A 12,467-nucleotide genomic window follows, 5' to 3' on the forward strand; every position below is an offset into this window, starting at 1 on the left:
TCGGCTTACACCTTCCAGGGCAGGGCCGCAGATCGTGGAGGACGGTCACCGCACGATGAGGACGGTCAGCTTGCGGGGGCCGTGGACGCCCTGGACGCGGATCATCTCGATGTCCGCGGTGGCCGAGGGGCCGCTGATCCAGGTGATCGGACGGCGAGCGTCGAGCCGGGTGATCACCTCGGGCAGGGAAGAGCCGACCTGCTCCTCGCGCACGATGCAGACGTGGACGTCCGGCACCAGCGTGGGGGCTCGCCGGCCCTGGCCGGGGCCGGCGTCCAGGACGATGGTCCCGGAGTCGGCGATGGCGGCGGCGCAGGTGGTCACGACGGCATCGGTGGCGTCGAGTTCCGCCTTCGACAGCTCAGGTGCGTCGTCGCGGCTCTGGCCGGACCACTGGGACAGCCAGGCTGCCGGGAGGCCGTCGGGGATGACCGCGGAGCGCGCCGCGCGCTCGTCGAGGGCATGTGCCACCGCCGCGGGCAGGGCGGTTTCCGGTATGCGGCGCACCGTCGCCCCGTACTCCTCGAGGCGTTCGATGAGCAGCGCGACGGTGGCCTCCCGGTCGCCAGGAGCGATGCCGGGGGCGGTGCGCAGATAGGAGCGGGGCACCTCGACCGGGTCGGAGGGCAGGTCGGCGATGGCCGCGCGGATGCGGCTGAGGATGCTGTCTCGGGCACTCATTCGGTGTCTCCGTCCGTGCGCTTCCACCAACTGCGGAAGGACTCCCTGGGGATGTCGGGGATGCGCCGGCTGTCGGTCCAGCCGTGCAGGGGACCGGGCAGGCTCATGTTCTTGGGCACGAGCGCGCCGGCCTTGCCGGCCGACTTGACGGCGATGTTCCACAGCGAGTGGTGGTCCATGACGGCCTCGACGGCCTTCATCGCGGCCCTTTCGGCGGGGTGCTTGATCTCGGCATCGCCTTCGGCGACGTCCGAGCGCAGCTTGAGCAGGACGTCGGTGAAGCGGATGCGGACGGGGCAGACGTCGTTGCAGGCACCGCACAGTGTGGAGGCGTACGGCAGCGAGGCGGTCTGGGGGTCGTCGGGCCCCTTGAGCAGGGGGTTGAGGATCGCGCCGATGGGTCCGGGGTAGACCGAGCCGTAGGCGTGGCCGCCGGTGCGTTCGTAGACGGGGCAGATGTTCATGCAGGCACCGCAGCGGATGCAGCGCAACGCCTGCCGTCCGACCGGGTCGGCCAGTGCGCGAGTGCGGCCGTTGTCGACCAGGACCAGGTGGAAGGTGCGCGGCCCGTCGCCGTCCGTGACTCCCGTCCAGCTGCTGGTGTAGGGGGCCATCCTCTCGCCGGTGGCGTTGCGGGCCAGCAGTTGCAGGAATACTTCCAGGTCGCGCCAGGTGGGCACGATCTTCTCGATGCCGACCACCGAGATCAGGGTGTCGGGGAGGGTCAGGCACATGCGCCCGTTGCCCTCGGACTCCACGATCACCAGGGTGCCGGTCTCGGCGACCATGAAGTTGGCGCCGGAGACGGCGACCTTCGCCTCGAGGAATTTCTCCCGCATGTGCAGGCGTGCGGCCTCGGCCAGCTCCTCGGGGTCATCGGTGAGGTTCTCCGGGGCGGGACGGCCGTGCTTGCCCATCTCGCGCAGGAAGATGTCGCGGATCTCCGTGCGGTTACGGTGCAGCGCGGGCACCACGACGTGCGAGGGAAGGTCGTCGCCGAGCTGCACGATGGTGGCCGCGAGGTCGGTTTCGCGGGCGCTGATGCCGGCTTCTTCCAGGGCGCTGTCGAGGCCGATCTCCTCGGTCAGCATGGACTTGACCTTGATGATCTCCGTCTCGCCGGTCTGCTTGACCAGGTCGGTGACGATGCGGTTGGCCTCCTCGGCGTTCTCGGCCCAGTGGACGGTGCCGCCGGCCTCGGTGACCCTCGCCTCGAGGTGTTCCAGGTAGGTGTCGAGGTGGTGGAGGACTTCGTCCTTCAGGGCGGCCGCGCTCTCGCGCAGGGCCTGCCAGTCGGGACGCTCCGCGGCGAGAATGCCGCGCTTGCCTCGGATCGTGTGGGTGGCCCGGCGCACGTTCGCGCGCAACTGCTCGTCCCGCGTGGAGGTCTCGGCCGCCGTGGGGAACTTCGGCCAGTCCAGGAAGACCTTGCTCATCGCACGACCTCGATCCCCGCCACCGGCACGCCGTCCAGCGGCCCGTCCTCCTCGGTCCTGGCCAGGATCTCCACCAGATGCAGGGGGCGCACCGTGTGGCCGTCCTTGGCGAGGCGGCCGCCGATGTTCATCAGGCACGAGTTGTCCACCGCCACCAGGACGTGCGCCCCGGTCTCCAGCACATGCCGGGCCTTGTCACCGTTCATGGCCCCGGAGACGGCGCCGTTCTTGACCGAGAAGGTGCCACCGAAGCCGCAGCATTCCTCCTGCGCGGGCAGCTCGACGAAATCGATGCCCTTCACCGCCTGCAGCAGCCGGTAGGGCCGGTCGCCCAGCGCCGAGGCGCGAAGGCTGTGGCAGGTGGGGTGGTAGGTGACGCGGTGCGGGAAGTAAGCACCCACCTCCTCTACGCCGACCGTGTCGGTGAGGAACCTCGTCAGCTCGTACACCCGCGGCGCGAGCGCGTGGACGTCCCGCAGCAACCCGTGGTCCCCAACGGACTCGGCCGCAATCGCGTACGCCTCCGAGGGCAGCCCGCCACACGACGCGGAGGGCACGATGATCCGGTCGTAGGCGCCGAAGACCTCGACGAAGTGACGGGCCAGTTTCGCGGTCTCGGCCCGGTAACCGGTGTTGTAGTGCATCTGGCCGCAACAGCTCTGCGCGGTGGGGAACTCGACCTCGATCCCGAGCCGTCGCAGCAGCTTGACCGTGGCCTTTCCCGTTCCCGGAAACAGCGTGTCGTTGAGGCACGTGACGAACAGCGCGGTGCGCATCGCGTCACCCTTTCTCGTCTGGACGGGTGCTGGCCCGCTGCCGGGGATGGGGCCGCCATCCAAGTGGAGAAAACCACCCGCCAACATGTGTGCAAGGTTAAACACAAGCTTGTATGCAAGCAACTGTGCATGCTGCTCGGAACCTGGCATGCATCAGGCACAATGGCCTGCATGACCAGCCAGCCGAAGGCCGCCGACCGCGCCTATGCGCACATCCGGGACAGGCTCCTCGACGGCGTCTACACGAGCGGGCACCTGCTCTCCGAGGGCACCGTCGCAACAGACCTCGGGATCTCCCGCACCCCGGTAAGGGAGGCTTTCCAGCGGCTTCAGAACGAGGGCTTCCTGCGTGTCTATCCCAAGCGTGGGGCGGTGGTCGTCCCCGTCGGCCCCGACGACGCGCATGGTGTGCTGCAGGCGCGTCTCCTCCTGGAACTGTTCGCCCTGGACTCACTGGCCGCCCGCGGATCGGAGGCGATACGAGAGGTCGGCTCCGCGCTGCTCCGGGACTGCGAAGGAGAGCAGGAGCACGCCACCTCGGCTCGCGCCCGGGAGTTCGGCCGCGAATTCCACAGCCGCCTCATGCGCGCCGCCGGCAACCCCGTCCTGGCCGAGCTCTACGACACGCTCTGGAACCAGCAACTACGCATCGCCGCCGCCGCCACAGCCGGTCCCGCCCATGCGGCCACGGACATGGCGGAACACACTGCGATCGCCGTCGCGCTGCACGATCAACGCCCGGCCGAAGCCCGGGAACTGCTCACCGACCACCTCGCAGGCGTACTGCACCGCACCGGTTTCAGCGGACGGCCAAGCCTGCCGCCGGTGGCCGGGGCGGGGGTGCACCCCGCGGAGCAGGGGCGTGGCACATAGCGGATGCGGCCCATGCTGCGCGAGGCGATCGTCGGCGGCCGGCATCCCTGACGAACCGCGCACACCAGGCCGTGCGCGGTTCGTCAGGTGTGCTCTCAGCGCAGGAAGGCGGCGGCGACGCCGGCGTCGACGGGAATGTGCAGCCCGGTGGTGTGACTGAGGTCGCCCGCGGTGAGCGCGAAGACCGCGTTCGCAACGTGCTCCGGCAGGACCTCGCGCTTGAGCAGGGTGCGCTGGGCGTAGAACTCGCCGAGCTTCTCCTCTTCGATCCCGTAGGTGGCCGCGCGCTGCGCGCCCCAGCCGTTCGCGAAGATGCCGGAGCCGCGCACTACGCCGTCCGGGTTGACGCCGTTGACGCGGATGCTCTCCTTGCCGAGTTCGGCGGCGAGCAGGCGGACCTGATGTGCCTGGTCGGCCTTGGTGGCGGAGGAGGCGATGTTGTTGGGGCCGGCGAACACGGCGTTCTTGGAGGCGATGTAGATGATGTCGCCGCCGAGCTGCTGGTCCTTCAGGATGCGGGCGGCCTCGCGGGAGACCAGGAAGGAGCCGCGGGCCATGATGTCGTGCTGCAGGTCCCAGTCGCGGGCGGTGGTCTCCAGCAGTGGCTTGGAGATGGAGATGCCGGCGTTGTTGACCACCAGGTCGACGCCGCCGAAGGCCAGCAACGCCTGCTGGAACGCCGCGGCGATCTGCTCCTCGGAGGTCACATCCACGGCGACGGCGACGGCCTTGTCCGCGCCGCCCAGTTCCTCGGCGACGGCAGCCGCGTTCTCGGCGTTCAGATCGGCGACGACCACGCACGCGCCTTCGGCCACAAGGCGGGTCGCGATCGCCTTGCCGATGCCGGAGCCGGCCCCGGTGACCAGCGCGACCGCGCTGCTGCTGCGTTTCTCGCGGTTCCCGCAGTTCATCGATCCGGCGGGCGGCTGGCGGCCGCCGCTCAGGCAGGGCTTGCCCGGCACGCTCCGCATGACGGCCTGCGCCGTCGTCCACCTCGCCGTTGGCGTGCTCGCCAGCACCGTGCCGAAGACTCGGCCGTCGAAGACCCGGCTGTCGGAGGCCCGGCTGTCGGAGGCCCGGCTGTCGGAGGCCCGGCTGTCGAAGACCCGGCTGTCGGAGGCCCGGCTGTCGGAGGCCCGGCTGTCGGAGGCCCGGCTGTCGGAGGCCCGGCCGTCGGGGGCCCGGCCGTCGGGGGCCCGGGGGAGGCGAGAAGCCGGAGCAGCCGGCGCCGGTCCTGGAGTGAAGGCCGCGGCTCCGGGCACCACCCCGGTCAGTCCCAACCCCACCGTGAGCGCGACACCGAGCCCCACGCCGTCGCCCAGCGAGTCGACGTCTCAGGCCCCGGCTGCGGACACCGTGGGAAGGCCGCCGGCGAGGAGGACGAGGGCGGCTCGACCAGGCTGGTGATCGGCGGGGTGGTCGTGGGGCTGGCCGTCCTTGGCAGTGGCGGCTGGTGGCTGGCGAAGCGCCGGGCCTCCGCGCCCCAGGGGCTGATCCGCGATACCCGCGTCATGGCGGCGGATCGCTGAGCAGCGCCGCGAGTCCGCCCAAGTTCACTCCGACTGGTGGCCTGCTCAGGCGGGATACGGGTCGTAGCAGTCCAGAGCCGGGTGGTACAGCACCTGCCAAGTGCGGCCCTCGATGACACCGCTCTGCGGCAGGCCGTGGCAGCCCTGGATCCACTTGAGCTTCTTCAGCATGACTGAGTCGAACACCCCGTCGAGGGCCAGTTTGGGCGGCTGACCTCCCCACATGTTGCTCAGGCACTGCGCCTGCTTGACCGCCGTACCGGTGTCACCGTGCGTAAGCGTGGGTCGAGACGTCGATGGTGCGTAGGAACAGTGGCCGGGGGCGGCCGGCGCGGGATGCGGCGCTGCCAGGCTCAGTGCTGCGGCGGCGCCCAGACCTGCCCCCAAGGTGAGCATTCCGCGCTGTCTCATGCCGCTCCTTCCGCTCCGGCCACTTGCCGGCGAGGCCCGGCGTCCGGGGGCGATGTACACCCCTCATCATGCCCAGGCTCAGCAACGACCGCGAGTTACGAACCGCACGCACAGAGGGTGTCCCGCCGGCCGGGCGGCGGAGTCGGTCGTGCGGAACCTCCCTCGTCGTTGCTGAGCTCCGCGACCGTGACGGGACGCCAGGGGAACGACTGGCCGCGGTGCTGGAGGCCTACGCGTTCATCCAGCAGCAGCGGCATGGTCATGGGGGGAGAACTCTCGGCGCTTGTGCACAGGGGTGACCACGTGGCGCATGCAGAGCAGCATCTGCGCCGGTTCATCCGAGGCCTGCTCGTGGAGGGTGTGGAGGCCGGCGATGTGCGGGACGATGTCGCGTCCGACGAACTGACCGGTTACTGCCTGCACGCTCTCGCGGGCGCCGGCAGCCTGACCTCCAAGGCCGCGGTCAGGAGGCTCGTCACACCCTGTCCGGGCTGCGCCCCCAAGCTTGATCATCTGATGACGCGTGATGGGGGCGCCTGCGCCGGTGTGGTCCAGGGCCGATGCGGCGAACAAGGCCTGGTAGGCCCGGAGTTCGTGGGCCGCACAGCCGACCGGCCCCTGCTTTTGCCTCCAACCGGGGGACGGCGACCGCGAAGTACGATGCTGCTCGGGTTTCGTGGACGGAGGCGGCCGGGGTGCGGGGATTCGGTGAACTCGAACAGGAGATCACGGACATCGACTGGTCGACCGGGGAACCGGTGACGGTACGCCAGGTGCTGGAGCAGACGAACGGCGAGCGGCCGCAGCCGCCGGCGTACAACACGGTGCACACCGTCATGGAGGTCCTGCACCGCAAGGGCCGGCTGGCCCGGGCCGAGGACGGCCGCGCCTTCCGGTACGAGGCGGCCAAGAGCCGGGAAGAGTACGCAGCCTCGCTGATCGACCAGGTGTGGGCCACGGGCGCGGACCGTACGGCGACGCTGGTGAGGCTGTTCGACGCGATGGGCGCCGACGAACTCACCGAGTCGCGGGCCGCGCTCACCGTACGCGCCGAGGGAGGCCGGGCGTGAGGGTCGCGGTGCTGGTACTCGGGTACGCCGCCGTGCTGGGAGTTCTGGTCCCCGCCTGGCTCGCTCGTGCCTCGTGGGTGTCGAGAGCGCCCCGCCTGGCGATCTGGGCTTGGCAGGCGCTGAGCATCACCGTGGTCGTCTCCGTCGTTCTCGCCGGGTTGGCCGTCGCAGTGCCCACCGTTCCGGTCAGCGGGAACCTCGCCAAGGTGCTCCAGGCGTGCGCGATGGCGTTGCGTGAGCAGTATGCGGCTCCGGGCGGGGCTGCGGTGGCGGCCGGTGGCACGGTTCTTGCGGGTGCCCTGGTGAGCCGCGTCGCCTGGTGCCTCGGCGCGACTCTGCTCCATGCGCGACGGGAGCGGTCCCGGCACGCCGAGGTACTGGCCCTGGTGGGCAGCCACCGGTCCGACCTGGGGGTCACCGTGCTGGACCACGAGCGGCCGGCGGCGTACTGCCTACCCGGCTTCCGCCACCGGATCGTGCTGACCACAGCGGCCCTCGAGGCTCTCGATCCGGCCGCGCTGCAGGCGGTGATCGCCCATGAGCGGGCGCACATCCGGCAGCGCCACCACCTGGTGCTGGCCTTCGCGGAAGGGCTGCACCGGGCATTCCCGCGCCTGCCGCTGTTCCGTATGGCGGCCGAGCAGACGCGGCAGCTGGTGGAACTGGCCGCCGACGATGAGGCCACGTCCCGATCGGGGGCACTGACCCTCGCCGGGGCACTGGTGGCAATGGCAGGTGCCGGTGCACCCGCGGCGTCGCTGGCGGCATCCGGTGGACATGTCGCCGGGCGGGTAAAACGCCTGCTCGACCGTCAACGCCCCCTGCACCGCGCGGTCGCCTGGGGCGGGGCGCTGGGGGCGGCCGCCGTCCTCGCACTCCCGCTGGTGCTGGCCGCGGTACCCGCCGTGGCGGTGACCGGCATGAACGCCTGCCTTCTCCCGGCCGTACCCCCGCTGTCCCCTTAATGCGATGCGCCGCCACTTCGCTTACTGTGCGGGGATCCTGCGGTGCCCCGCCACTGGGGCCCGCAATGCTGATCATCAGCGTGCCGCCGCCGTGGGCGTCACAGCGCGGACGGGCCCGGGAACATCGAGGTACGTCATAGGTGCTCCTCGCCCGTCTCGGGAATCATGAGCGGTCGGCGGCAGGCTCGCCGAGCGGCTCGGCCGCAAACCCGTGATCCTGACCGGGTGCGTGCTGCGACCGTCGGCTTCCGCTCGCTCGGCGTCGTCAGCTCACCGACACAGAACTGCATTCGTATGCCGCGGTCCAGCGATACCCCACTGGGGTATACTCGGCGAATCCTGAGTCCTGACAGATGAAGCAGGGGTACGGAAAGCGATGACGACAGCCACGGGCCGGCGGGCGGGATCCCGCGTCAGCGCCGTGCGCTGCGCGTGGACCGTCGTCGCGCTGCTCGCCGCACTCGCCGTACTCATCCACCACGACACGACGTCCGGGGCCATGCCCGCCCGTGCCATGAGCGCGATGACCGGCGTGGACCACACCGCGGCGGCCCTGCCCATGACGACGGCGGACGTCTCGGCCGGGCACGACACGGCACTCCAGGCCGCGAATACGGCCATGGACGATGACAGCGGCGCTTGCTCGGGCTCAGCCATGCAGCACTGCTCGGCCGGGGACGTCGCCACGGCGAAACCCGCGCCCCCTCCGGCCGTGGCCGGCGTGGACCGATCGGACGCTTCCCACGGCGTGTTCGCCCGGCAGGGGCCGACCGGCACGCCACACCGTGCGCCACCCGATCTCTCCGTCCTCTCCCGACTGTTGATCTAGACCGCACCCTGCGAGCCGCCGCCGCGTTGCTGACGCGCACGCGAGCGGTGCTGCCCGCGCGCGGTCCGACCGACAGCACATTGAGAAGAGGACTTTCCCCATGAACAGCATCAATCGCCGCTCCGTCCTGCTGGCCGGGCTCGGCGTCGCGGGTGCGGGCGCGCTCGCTGCGTGCAGCAGCGGCTCCGGCAGCTCCGGCGCCGCTCCCTCTTTGGTCAGCCCCGACGCCGCGGCGGTCGCCGCCGCGGAGAAGAAGCGCAAGAGCACCGGCCGGGTCGAGAAGGTGACCCTGACCGCCGCGCGTGCCACGCTCGATCTCGGCGGCGGAGTCATGGCCAACACTTGGGCCTTCGGCGGCCGCACTCCGGGCAAGGAGTTGCGGCTGTCCGTCGGCGACACGATCGCCGCCGAACTCTCCAACCAGCTGCCGAACAAGGCCACGACCTCGATCCACTGGCACGGCCTCGCCCTGCGCGGCGACATGGACGGCGTGCCCCCGGTCACCCAGACCGCCGTCCGGGCGGGCGGCAACTTCACCTACCGCTTCATCGCCGATGCTCCCGGCACCTACTTCTTCCATCCGCACGTCGGCCTCCAGCTCGACCGCGGCCTGCACGCCCCGCTGATCGTCGAGGACCCCAAGGAGCCCCTGTCCTACGACGACGAGTGGGTCGTCGTCCTCGACGACTGGGTCGACGGAGTCACCGGCACCCCCGACGAGGTCTTCGCCGAACTCGAGCAGGGCATGGGCCACATGGACATGGGGGACTCGCACATGGGCTCCGGCTCCAGCTTGTCCTCCCACGACGTGGGGGACATGGGCGGGATGGACATGAGCGGCGGGAGCATGGACGGGATGAGTGCCTCTCCGTCCGCTTCCAGCCACGGTACGTCCATGAAATTCATGCTCATGAGCGCCGACAGTGAACTGCTCGGCGGTGACGCCGGCGACGTCAGGTACCCGTACCACCTGGTCAACGGCCGTGTCCCCGCCGACCCGGACGTCTACACCGGCAAGCCCGGCAAGCGCGTCCGGCTGCGGATCATCAACGCCGGTGGCGACACCGCGTACCGCGTGGCGCTCGGCGGTCACAAGATGACCATCACCCACACCGACGGGTTCCCGGTACGGCACCAGCAGGTCGACGCGCTGCTGGTCGGCATGGGGGAGCGGTATGACGTCCTGGTGACCCTGACCGACGGTGTGTTCCCGCTGGTCGCGCTGGCCGAGGGCAAGAACGCGACCGGCATGGCGCTGGTGCGCACCGGCTCCGGGAGTACGCCGAAGCCGACGGTACGACCGGCGGAGCTCAACGGCGTGATCATGACCGCCGCCCAGTTGAAGGCCGCGGACGACGTGCGGCTCGCCCCCAAGAAGGCGGACCGGGTGCACCGCATCGAACTGACCGGCGGGATGGACATGTACGACTGGGGGATCAACGGCAAGCGGTTCGACATGAACAACCCGACCGCGAACCCGATCGTCGTCGAGCAGGGGCAGCGGGTCCGGCTGGACTTCGTCAACAAGACCACCATGTGGCACCCGATGCACCTGCACGGTCACACGTACCAACTCGGCACGAACGGTCCGCGCAAGGACACCACGATCGTGCTGCCGAAGAAGACGGTGTCCGTCCATTTCGACGCCGACAACCCCGGCCGGTGGATGCTGCACTGCCACAACGCGTACCACCAGGAGTCCGGGATGATGGCGTTGGTGGCGTACCGGGCCTGACAGAGTGAGGGGGAGCGAGACGGTTCGTCCGCTCCCCCTCGGGCCGCGGAATTGGTCAAGGGAGGCCACCGACGAGCCCTGACGGCCGGCAGCGCCCGTGGTTCATCCGGCACGATCGAGGCCTCGGTTGCCGCTTCCCGCGCCCCGCCGGCGACCTTCGTCAGCGGCGGGGCGTCATGTCGTGAGCCGGCCGGCCCCACCTACGACCCTCTGGCGATGAGCTGTGGATCAGTGTGGGCCGGCGGGCGTCATGCGTTCGGGTGGCTCACAGCATCGATCTCGGAGGGAGCCAAGGTCATACGCGGACGCCGAACATGAACGGGCCGCCGATGGTGTTCATCGACTCGTATCGCACGCCCGTCCCGGGGCGCGGGGCGTGCAGCACCTGGCCGTTGCCCGCGTAGAGGCCGACGTGGTGCAGGTCGTTGAAGAAGAAGACCAGGTCGCCGACCTGGAGCTGGCTCTGCGAGTAGATTCGGGTGCCTATGTTCGCCTGCGACTCGGATGTGCGCGGTATGGAGACACCCGCCTGCGCGTATGCCCAGGAGGTCAGGCCCGAGCAGTCGAACGAGGACGGGCCGGTGGCGCCGTAGACGTACGGCGTGCCCAGCTTGGTCTGGGCGGCGGAGAACGCGGCGCCGGCCCGGCCGGATGCGGGGGTGGCGTTGCCGAGTTGCACGCGCTCGACGGAGGCCCGGCTGGCGCGGTCCTGCTCGGCGGCGAGCGCCGCCTTCTCCTGCGCCGTGAGGGTGTTGAGGAGCTTCTGTGCCTCGGCGAGCTTGCCCTGGACTTCCTTCTTCTTGTTGCCCAGCTCGGTGCGGGTGGCGGCGAGGTCCTTGAGCTTCGAGGAGGCTTCGGACCGCTCCTGGGCGAGCTCGCGCTGCTTGTCCAGGATCTTCTTCAGCGCCCTGGCCTGCTGGCCGCTCAACTGGTCGAGGGTGGAGGCCTTGTCGAGGTAGTCGTCCGGGTCGGAGGACAGGAAGAGCTGGAGCGAGGGGTCGATCCCGCCGGTGCGGTACTGGCCGGCGGCCATCGAACCGAGGCCGTCGCGCAGCTTGTTGAGCTCCTGCTGGCCGCGGGCGACGTTGTCCTGGATCGTGGAGATCTCCTTCTGGAGCTTCTCCTGCTTCTCCTTGGCCCCGTTGTACTTCTCGGTGGCCTGCTCCGCCAGCTCGTAAAGGTTGTCGACCTTCGACTTGACCTCGTCCTTGCTCGGCTTCGCGCTCGGGGCGGCGTTCGCGGCCTGGGCGCTGACGGCTACGGCCGCTGCTGCCACGGTGGTGAGCACGCTCACACGTGCACGGCTCGGCTGCTTGGGTCGACGGTGGGACGCCACGGGGGCGAGCTCCTTCTTCCTCCAGCCGCCTACCGACACACCGGCGGGCGGTGCCCTCCGCCGTCACTCACCCGCTGTGAGTGATCACCTGTGCGGAGTTCGAACTAGACCTTAGTGATTTTCATGTAGTCAGTTCAAACCCTGGAGCTAAAAGGCTTAGTAGCCAAGCGCTTTCTCTGTCGTGAAGTCACTGGAAGTGGGGGAGAGTTGACACTGCGTCGCATGACTGGTCGACTCGGGGCATCTCTGGCGAACAGCGCGCTCTGTCCGGTTGCTTACTAATCTCTTTCACAGCGCCGCCGTGCCGCCGCGTGTGACCGCCTGCTCCAGCGGCTGGACCGCGGTCCGGTCCTGGAAACAGTCCGCCTGCCTGGGAAGCTGGCCGACCTGGTGCGGCCGGGCCACTGCCGGATGTGATGCGGCGCAGTAGGAGACGTGTCCGCCACCAGCGACGTAGCCGATGGCCACGCTGCCGCCCTGAGCATGGGCGGAGAATCCGCCGGGCCAGGCGGATGCGGCAGGCCTCCCATCCTCGGGGCACCGTAGCGCTGCCTCCGTTCCCGCGCAGCTTCATACGTCCGTCCTCCCGGTCGTCGCCGTCGTCCGTGTGCGGCTGGAGAAGCGGGCGCACTCCCGGCCCCGGTGACCGGGTGAAGGCGTAGGGGCCGAGGAAGTCGATGTGGTCGTACCGGAACGGAGAGAGCCGACGACCTGCACGACCAGGCGAGCCGATGCCAGTGGCGACGTCGACCGCAACTGCCGGCGAGCCGAGGACGCCGTCGGCGATTCCGGATCGCGTCGCGAGCGTCGACGCGCTGTCGCGCGG

At 70.0% G+C, this 12,467-nt stretch carries 12 protein-coding genes and 1 pseudogene; 6 read left to right on the forward strand and 7 right to left on the reverse strand.

Going from position 1 to position 12,467, the window contains the following annotated elements; translation table 11 throughout:
* Window positions 1-45: 45 nt before the first annotated feature.
* Genes ACFY4A_RS11655 through ACFY4A_RS11665 form a run of 3 tightly spaced genes read right to left on the reverse strand, consistent with a single transcriptional unit; the run spans window position 46 to window position 2,893 of the window.
* Window positions 46-681, reverse strand: a complete 636-nt coding sequence (locus tag ACFY4A_RS11655; protein WP_390829228.1) for a lactate utilization protein C — start codon at window positions 679-681, stop codon at window positions 46-48.
* Window positions 678-2,117 carry a LutB/LldF family L-lactate oxidation iron-sulfur protein gene (locus ACFY4A_RS11660; RefSeq protein WP_390829229.1) on the reverse strand — a complete coding sequence of 480 codons (1,440 nt, stop codon included), beginning with the start codon at window positions 2,115-2,117 and terminating at the stop codon, window positions 678-680. The genes ACFY4A_RS11655 and ACFY4A_RS11660 overlap by 4 nt, the downstream gene beginning before the upstream one ends.
* Window positions 2,114-2,893 (reverse strand): (Fe-S)-binding protein, encoded by a 780-nt coding sequence (locus ACFY4A_RS11665; protein WP_390829230.1) that lies wholly within the window; start codon window positions 2,891-2,893, stop codon window positions 2,114-2,116. Before ACFY4A_RS11665 ends, ACFY4A_RS11660 begins: the two co-directional genes overlap by 4 nt.
* A 171-nt stretch (window positions 2,894-3,064) precedes the next feature.
* Here ACFY4A_RS11665 and ACFY4A_RS11670 point away from each other — a divergent pair, with 171 nt between their 5' ends.
* Window positions 3,065-3,766 (forward strand): GntR family transcriptional regulator, encoded by a 702-nt coding sequence (locus tag ACFY4A_RS11670; protein ID WP_390829231.1) that lies wholly within the window; start codon window positions 3,065-3,067, stop codon window positions 3,764-3,766.
* 95 nt (window positions 3,767-3,861) lie between these two features.
* Here ACFY4A_RS11670 and ACFY4A_RS11675 read toward each other — a convergent pair.
* Window positions 3,862-4,641, reverse strand: a pseudogene (locus ACFY4A_RS11675) (SDR family oxidoreductase); the annotation flags it as partial.
* A gap of 94 nt (window positions 4,642-4,735) precedes the next feature.
* Between ACFY4A_RS11675 and ACFY4A_RS11680 the strand changes: the two are divergent.
* Complete coding sequence (locus tag ACFY4A_RS11680; RefSeq protein WP_390829232.1) at window positions 4,736-5,173, forward strand: pentapeptide repeat-containing protein; 438 nt, start codon at window positions 4,736-4,738, stop codon at window positions 5,171-5,173.
* A gap of 167 nt (window positions 5,174-5,340) precedes the next feature.
* On the opposite strand, the gene ACFY4A_RS11685 is transcribed toward ACFY4A_RS11680, so the two are convergent.
* Complete coding sequence (locus ACFY4A_RS11685; protein WP_390829233.1) at window positions 5,341-5,706, reverse strand: peptidoglycan-binding protein; 366 nt, start codon at window positions 5,704-5,706, stop codon at window positions 5,341-5,343.
* 695 nt (window positions 5,707-6,401) lie between these two features.
* Here ACFY4A_RS11685 and ACFY4A_RS11690 point away from each other — a divergent pair.
* The 4 genes from ACFY4A_RS11690 (at window position 6,402) to ACFY4A_RS11705 (ending at window position 10,305) form a co-directional block, all read left to right on the forward strand.
* Window positions 6,402-6,776, forward strand: coding sequence for a BlaI/MecI/CopY family transcriptional regulator (locus ACFY4A_RS11690; RefSeq protein ID WP_390829234.1), 375 nt, complete (start codon window positions 6,402-6,404; stop codon window positions 6,774-6,776).
* The gene (locus tag ACFY4A_RS11695; RefSeq protein ID WP_390829235.1) at window positions 6,773-7,741 is read left to right on the forward strand and encodes a M56 family metallopeptidase; all 969 of its coding nucleotides are present in this window, start codon (window positions 6,773-6,775) and stop codon (window positions 7,739-7,741) included. The genes ACFY4A_RS11690 and ACFY4A_RS11695 overlap by 4 nt, the downstream gene beginning before the upstream one ends.
* Before the next feature lie 376 nt (window positions 7,742-8,117).
* Window positions 8,118-8,570: a hypothetical protein gene (locus ACFY4A_RS11700; protein WP_390829236.1), complete on the forward strand. Its 453-nt coding sequence runs from the start codon at window positions 8,118-8,120 to the stop codon at window positions 8,568-8,570.
* Window positions 8,571-8,670: 100 nt separating this feature from the next.
* Window positions 8,671-10,305 (forward strand): multicopper oxidase family protein, encoded by a 1,635-nt coding sequence (locus tag ACFY4A_RS11705; RefSeq protein WP_390829237.1) that lies wholly within the window; start codon window positions 8,671-8,673, stop codon window positions 10,303-10,305.
* Window positions 10,306-10,600: 295 nt separating this feature from the next.
* On the opposite strand, the gene ACFY4A_RS11710 is transcribed toward ACFY4A_RS11705, so the two are convergent.
* The gene (locus tag ACFY4A_RS11710; RefSeq protein ID WP_390829238.1) at window positions 10,601-11,641 is read right to left on the reverse strand and encodes an NlpC/P60 family protein; all 1,041 of its coding nucleotides are present in this window, start codon (window positions 11,639-11,641) and stop codon (window positions 10,601-10,603) included.
* A gap of 288 nt (window positions 11,642-11,929) precedes the next feature.
* A complete protein-coding gene (locus ACFY4A_RS11715) occupies window positions 11,930-12,109 on the reverse strand; it encodes a hypothetical protein (RefSeq protein WP_390829239.1) in 180 nt (59 codons plus the stop codon).
* Window positions 12,110-12,467: the final 358 nt, after the last annotated feature.

It is taken from the genome of Streptomyces sp. NPDC001292 (genome assembly GCF_042896465.1).
In the GTDB taxonomy this organism is placed as follows: Bacteria; Actinomycetota; Actinomycetes; order Streptomycetales; family Streptomycetaceae; genus Streptomyces.

What these genes read in the sequence shown, in the direction of transcription:
- ACFY4A_RS11680 (WP_390829232.1), top strand. Translation starts at nt 4,736, where the DNA reads ATGACGGCCTGCGCCGTCGTCCACCTCGCCGTTGGCGTGCTCGCCAGC.
- ACFY4A_RS11665 (WP_390829230.1), bottom strand. Translation starts at nt 2,893, where the DNA reads ATGCGCACCGCGCTGTTCGTCACGTGCCTCAACGACACGCTGTTTCCG.
- ACFY4A_RS11655 (WP_390829228.1), bottom strand. Translation starts at nt 681, where the DNA reads ATGAGTGCCCGAGACAGCATCCTCAGCCGCATCCGCGCGGCCATCGCC.
- ACFY4A_RS11670 (WP_390829231.1), top strand. Translation starts at nt 3,065, where the DNA reads ATGACCAGCCAGCCGAAGGCCGCCGACCGCGCCTATGCGCACATCCGG.
- ACFY4A_RS11685 (WP_390829233.1), bottom strand. Translation starts at nt 5,706, where the DNA reads ATGAGACAGCGCGGAATGCTCACCTTGGGGGCAGGTCTGGGCGCCGCC.
- ACFY4A_RS11705 (WP_390829237.1), top strand. Translation starts at nt 8,671, where the DNA reads ATGAACAGCATCAATCGCCGCTCCGTCCTGCTGGCCGGGCTCGGCGTC.
- ACFY4A_RS11660 (WP_390829229.1), bottom strand. Translation starts at nt 2,117, where the DNA reads ATGAGCAAGGTCTTCCTGGACTGGCCGAAGTTCCCCACGGCGGCCGAG.
- ACFY4A_RS11700 (WP_390829236.1), top strand. Translation starts at nt 8,118, where the DNA reads ATGACGACAGCCACGGGCCGGCGGGCGGGATCCCGCGTCAGCGCCGTG.